The organism is Nostoc sp. UHCC 0252 (genome assembly GCF_034931145.1).
GTDB lineage: Bacteria > Cyanobacteriota > Cyanobacteriia > Cyanobacteriales > Nostocaceae > Nostoc.
The window spans coordinates 23,060-29,450 of the sequence record NZ_JAYGHE010000087.1 but is presented as its reverse complement, the minus strand read 5'-3'; the positions used below and the strand labels follow the sequence as shown (position 1 = coordinate 29,450).

The 6,391-nt window shown below is 42.0% G+C and carries 4 protein-coding genes; 2 read left to right on the top strand and 2 right to left on the bottom strand.

The window, feature by feature from the left end; all coding sequences use genetic code 11:
* Both VB732_RS30910 and VB732_RS30905 read left to right on the top strand, forming a co-directional pair.
* On the top strand, positions 1-2,545 hold a 2,545-nt coding region (locus tag VB732_RS30910; protein ID WP_323234672.1), incomplete at its 5' end, for a putative Ig domain-containing protein.
* Between the two features lie 358 nt (positions 2,546-2,903).
* Positions 2,904-3,149, top strand: coding sequence for a ChaB family protein (locus VB732_RS30905; RefSeq protein WP_323234671.1), 246 nt, complete (start codon positions 2,904-2,906; stop codon positions 3,147-3,149).
* A 436-nt stretch (positions 3,150-3,585) separates the two neighbouring features.
* Here VB732_RS30905 and VB732_RS30900 read toward each other — a convergent pair whose 3' ends face one another.
* Both VB732_RS30900 and VB732_RS30895 read right to left on the bottom strand, forming a co-directional pair.
* A complete protein-coding gene (locus VB732_RS30900; RefSeq protein ID WP_323234670.1) occupies positions 3,586-3,750 on the bottom strand; it encodes a hypothetical protein in 165 nt (54 codons plus the stop codon).
* 139 nt (positions 3,751-3,889) lie between these two features.
* Positions 3,890-6,361: an ATP-dependent helicase gene (locus VB732_RS30895; RefSeq protein WP_323234669.1), complete on the bottom strand. Its 2,472-nt coding sequence runs from the start codon at positions 6,359-6,361 to the stop codon at positions 3,890-3,892.
* Positions 6,362-6,391: the final 30 nt, after the last annotated feature.

Below are 6,391 nucleotides of genomic sequence, written 5' to 3'. Positions count from 1 at the left end.
GACAGTTGCCAACACCAATGATGCGCCAGAGTTAGTGACGGCGATCGCTCCTCAACAAGCAATAGAAGACGCAGTTTTCAATTTCACTTTTTCAGATAACACCTTCACCGATGTTGATGCTGGCGACATTCTCACTTACACTGCGACTCTTGAAAATGGCGATCCTCTACCCAGTTGGTTAAGCTTCAATGCTGCGACCAAAACCTTTAGTGGTACTCCCTTAAATGCAAACGTCGGTAGCTTGAACATTAAAGTTACCGCCACGGATATTGCTTTTGCTGAAGTCAGTGATGTTTTCGTACTCACTGTTAACAATGTCAATGATCCGCCAGAGGTAGCGAATGAGATTGCAGATCAAGAAGCAACAGAAGACACAGTTTTCAATTTCACTTTCTCAGGAAACACCTTCATTGATGTCGATGCTGGAGATTCCCTCACTTATACTGCTACTCTCGAAAATGGCGACCTATTACCGAATTGGTTGAGTTTTAATGCTGTTACCAAAACCTTCAGTGGTACTCCTTTAAACGAGGATGTTGCTAATCTCAACATCAAAGTTACCGCTAGGGATATTTTAGGGGTTGCAGTCAGCGATGACTTTGCACTCACTGTTAAAAACGTCAACGATGCACCAGAGTTAGTTCAGGCGATCGCTAATCTAAAGGCAGTCATAAATACGCAGTTCAATTTCACTATCCCAGAGAACACTTTCATTGATGTTGATGCTGGTGATAGTCTCACCTATACTGCCACCCTCGAAAACGGCGACCCCTTACCTAGTTGGCTAACTTTTAATCCTGTCACCCATCATTTTAGCGGTACTCCTACGCTGGGAAATTTAGGCGATCAGAATATCAAAGTCACTGTCAATGATATTTTTGGGGATGAAGTCAGTGATGTGTTTATATTGACAATTGCTAAAGTCAACAGTCCACCAATTGTAGATCAGGCGATCGCTGACCAAGAAGCCACAGCCAAAACTACCTTCAACTTCAGCATTCCTAAAAATACCTTTAGCGATGTGGATCTTGAAGATACCCTAACCTACACTGCTACCTTAGAAAACGGCGATCCACTACCTAGTTGGTTAACCTTCAATCCTAATAATCTTACCTTCATCGGCACTCCTACAAATGATAACGTGGGTAGCTTGAACATCAAAGTTACCGCCACAGATCCGGCTTTTGCTGAAATTAGTGATGTATTTGCACTCACAATTGCTAAAGCCAATAATGCACCAATTTTAGATCAGGCGATCGCTGACCAAGAAGCCACAGCAGAAACTACCTTCAACTTCATCATCCCTGAAAATACCTTTAGCGATGTGGATCTTGAAGATACCCTAACCTACACTGCTACCTTAGATAATGGCGATCCACTACCCAGTTGGTTAATTTTTGATGCTAATAAGCGGACTTTCATCGGCATTCCTACAAATAATAATGTGGGTAGCTTGAACATTAAAGTCACCGCCACAGATCCAGGCGGGGCTGAAGTTAGTGATGATTTTGCACTCACTGTTGCTCAAAAAATTACTTCTACTATCCAACCAATCAGCCTACTTACAAGAATCACAGGTGATATCTTTACTATAAAAAATCAAGTTAACGGTGAAAAAACCAAACTCTCAGTCAAGATTAAAAGCAACACCTCTCAAGAAGTCGATGAACTGGGTGTATTTGTCGTTGACGATGCAGAAGGTAGAATTAACGGTGTAGCCCCTGGTGCGGCAAATTACACAGAATTAGCTCTCCAACGAGCAACAGTACTTCTCTCATCTTTTGCCAAACTACCCAATGGTTTGAATCCCACCGACCTGACAAGGTTACTGGAATTCAACTCTGAGAGCAACCTAAGATTTTATTTAATCCGTAATAGCACTACTCAGGCGGTGTTATCTGGACAAACTTCATTTTCTCAGGTGCTTTTTGCCTCAGACACGAATGTAGATGATAAAGGCTTCTCTCTCAATTTTCAGAATTTGGTTGTCAATATTGAAGCAACAGACCAAAACTTACCTTTAGGTAGCGGTCTTCAAGGAAAATCTGAAGCCGAACTGATTGATTTACGGGATGTGACACAATTGGTAAAAGCCGAATTTGTGGTTAATAGAGAAGCAGCTTTTAACAACTTTGTCGGGTTTTATCAGGTAAGTGATGAGAATGGTGGCATCGATACCAATGGTGATGGTAAAGCAGATATCCTTGTTGGACAGGCGGGTTATACTCAAGCAGCTATTAGTAACCGTGTCGCTGGTATTGATTTAAGTGTGGCTAACCAAGGTACAGCAACTTTCACAGGTACTTTTCAACCTGGTGCTATTTTCGCCCCATTTATGATTGTAAATGCCGGGCCTGATGCAATTCTTGATAGCAATACTAATAATGATCCAGCAGTTTACTTCTCTTTCTTGGGCGCTAACGCTGACAAAGTAGATCATATTCGCCTGTTAGGTAATAACGCTTTTGGGTTTGAGGATTTGGCAAATGGCGGCGATAAAGATTACAACGATTTAATTGCCCGAGTTAATTTGAGTATTGCCTAGTTTGGAGTTACTCAGTATTTATGTACTGATAAAGGCTGTATTTACTATATAAATACAGCCTTTAAAAATTAATCTGAGTCAGAAGCAATAAACCGCAGAGACGCAGAGAACACAGAGAGAAGGAAGGAATTCTAAATCGTATTGTTCATGGAGCGATCGCATCACCGATGTTTTAGTGAATCTATCTTTCTCCTATACCACAATTGTGGCGATGAGCATCAATATTATTGTATTACTGATTTAAAAATCGTTTAACTCAGCCAAAAGTATGATTATTTGCTTCTCTACTTCCAGAAAGAGGAAATTCTCTTGCAAGTTTTTTAACATGAACTTAACTTGAGATAATCGGAGTAAGTATATGGCTGATCAAACAATAAATGAATTGCCTAATGAAATTACAGAACAGTTGCCTGAACACGCACAGCAGATTTTTGTAGCCGCATTAAATGCTGCTCAAAGTAATGGTATGAGTGAAGAGGGTGCGCGTGAAATTGCTTGGAATAGTGTCAAGAATGAATACGAACCAGGCAGCGATGGCAAGTGGCAGAGAAAGCCTGAAGACACTGCTATACATAATAAGTCTGTTGTCTCTGGTGGCAATTGAATAAATTTAAGCTTGGCATAGGGATCTTTTGTTAGAGGTAAGGCAAAATCTAAAGGGAATTCCATGTTTACGAAGCGGGTGTGGAATTCCCTTTTGCTTTTTCATAATTTTGCAACAAGATGATAGACATTTTGAACAAACTATAATCATTTAAATATTGGCTATAAAAATCTATCTACACAGTAAATGCTAATTGAACAAGACGAAGTTGCTATTCGTCTAATGGGAGATGAAATATATGATTATCAGTTGATGGCAAAATGGCTAACTAATGCACAAGTTTGAGAATTTTATGAAGGAAGAAATAATCTTTTTAATTTAGAAAGAATTGGGGAATACTCAGATTGTTGGTTTATGGCAATAGACCGAAAGAATCCATTGCAATCCTAATTTATGCGTCACGACTGCTAAGTTGGAATGAGAGGATGTTATAAAATTAACTTGCGTGTTCCCAATCACTGAGTAACTCATGCTGTTGTACAGTTTTCTTGCATTGGCGGAATGGTACTTTAGGAGTACCAATACTAATGCCAGGAAAAGACTGTTTTTTTGTCTTGCTAAGTTTATTTTGTTGTGTCGTTGTCAACTGTTGGGTTTTCATTGGTAAATTAATTTCTAATTAAAATCTCAGCACCAATCTATAACACCAATTTTCAAACGGCAACTTCCACTATAGGTATCTTATTTCCTACAAATATTCACAATCCGATCGCTAATAACTGTAAAAGTTGCGATCGCCTTTATTTAGCCATTACCGCTAAATTCGCCACACATTCGGGAAATTGCCGCTTTAATGCTGGAAAAACTGGACAAGGTGCTTGTTCCTGTAAATTGTCCGGCTTACTCCAAGTAAAGGGGGCTTTCTGCGCTGCTGACATCCACACCAGACGCTTGGCCCGTGTCATGGCGACATACAATAAACGGTACTCCTCAGATATTTTCAAATGCTTTGCTTGTTCCCATGCTTGTGTAACATCTGGTATGGTTGATTCTCCGTGGAGAGCAGCACGAATTTGGGCGCGGGCTACTTCTGATAAGGTAAAATCCCCTAAGAACTGGCTTTGGGGAGGAACCCAAAATCTACCAGGAATCAAGTTTTCGTGGAGAAAGGGAAGAAATACATAGTCCCAATCTAGCCCTTTGGCTTTGTGCATGGTAATAATGGTCAGTTGACCGCGCCGAGTGTAACGTTCTTCCGAATCTTCGGTTTCAACTGGTTCAAAGCGTTCGGAACTGACGATTTCACTTAAAGCTGATAGCATTCCCCCCATTGAACTATTGCCAGCTATCTGCTGATTTACCCGTTCTGCAAGTTTGTCAGCTGTTGCCAATTCTGCTTGGTCGTAATTTAAGGTCAAGGCGAGAAAGGAAATTAGCTGGTAGAGGGGCAATTCCAAGCGGGCGCGAAGTAAATTGCGACACAATCGGGCAGCTTTTTGGACTGTTTCTGGCTGGGCTGCTGCTAGGGGGCCAGGATACAAAAATTCTTCTGGGAGACTTGCAAGGGCGTTGAGGTCTTGGGTAGGAATTAACTGGCGCTGTACTAATGCTTCTAAGGCGGCTTTGAGGTAATCAGGGGAGTGGGGGCGATCGCAAAATTGCAGTAATGCTAAAATCTCTTGGGGAACATGGGAACGGCGATCGCGTTCTCCCACATCGTAAAGTGTAATTTTATGCTCTTTGCATACAAGTGCTAGAGCCTCTGATAACCATCTTCCTTGGCGATTTTCTCGCACTAAAATCGCTGCACTATTTTGTGTTGGATCTTCGCCAAATAACTCAATTATTCTTTGAGATAACAATTCAACGGTGTGATGAATGTCACGCGGAGTATAAAGTTCTAATCCCCGTCCGATTGGTGCTGGGTTGGCGTTCTTTTGGGGATCTCCTGTTTCAACAGGGCGAATTGTCTGCAAGCGAAATGGTACTTGTCGGTTGTCAGGAATCTTTTGTCCGTTATTCGTTTTTGCTAAGGACTGATTATTGATCCATAAGAGGGCAAAGTTAGCAGCTTCAATGATAATTCTACTACTGCGACCGGCTTGATCCATCGTTGCCAATCGTTCGATGCGATCGCACTCTTCGCAAAATTGCCGAAAATAAATCGGATCGGCTGGGGTGAAAGTAGAATTAATCGCCTGATTAGGATCGCCAACTCGGACTAGGTTGAGTGCTGAGTGCTGAGTGCTGAGTGCTGAGTTAGGAGTTAGGAGTGCGGAGTTAGGAGTTAGGCGTGAAGAATTATCTTCGTCATCTCCATTTATTTTCCCATCACTGGCTAAAATTTCTAACAGTTGCGTCTGTAGGGGGCTGGAATCTTGAGCTTCGTCTTCAAAAACTGCGAAAACTTGATTTTGCTCGATGCGACGGGCGCTGTCGTTTTCTAAAACGCGGAGTGCGGCTAAAATCATATCGTCGTAATCGATAAAGTCACGCGATCGCATTAAGTTTTGATATTGCTCATACAATCCCGCCGCTACACTCAAAATTGTATATTCGTCTGTGGTTTGTCTACTCCACTCCCGTAATTTTTCTGGCGATATCCCCGAACTTTTGGCTTCATGAATTACCGTATTCGCTAATTCTGGCAATACTTCGGTTCGTAGCACCGATTGACGACGCAACCTTTCTGTCTCTTCTCCGTCAAATTGATGACCTTCTAATAACCGCAAATATATTCCGGGATTATTTGCAATCCATTGCTCTACGGCTGTGCGGATAAAGCGATGACTTTGAGTTGGTGTAATTAATGTGACATTTTCTAACTGCAAACCGGATAAATCAGAATGGCGGCTAGCAATGTTCAACGCTAAACCATGTAGAGTATAGACGAAAAATCCAGTCTGCGGTAAAGATAAATCATCTCGTAAGAATTTGCGGATCTTTGCTTTAATATTGGCAGCAGCAGAACGAGTAAAAGTGACAACCACCAGATGACGACGCGAAGATGGGCGCGACTGGGCATAACGTTCATATTGACGGGCAATTGCGATCGCCGCCGCCGCCGCCATTCCCGTAGATTTGCCTGCACCAGGAACCGCAGAAATAGCCAATGGCCCAGATCCCCAGTCAGCCATTTGTTGTTGTCCTGGGCGTAGACTGTTGCGGATTGCGAGAATCTTCTCTCGCAGGTTAGGAAGAGGCGATCGCTCAGACAATTCAGAGTGGAGGGATGCTTGAGCCACAGGAGTAGTAAATTTAGAGTCTGACATATCAGATTTTATATTTTGAAGAATAATTCT

Bases quoted from the DNA above. Each gene is read 5' to 3' on its own strand.
- VB732_RS30905 (WP_323234671.1), top strand. From the start codon at position 2,904: ATGGCTGATCAAACAATAAATGAATTGCCTAATGAAATTACAGAACAG.
- VB732_RS30900 (WP_323234670.1), bottom strand. From the start codon at position 3,750: ATGAAAACCCAACAGTTGACAACGACACAACAAAATAAACTTAGCAAG.
- VB732_RS30895 (WP_323234669.1), bottom strand. From the start codon at position 6,361: ATGTCAGACTCTAAATTTACTACTCCTGTGGCTCAAGCATCCCTCCAC.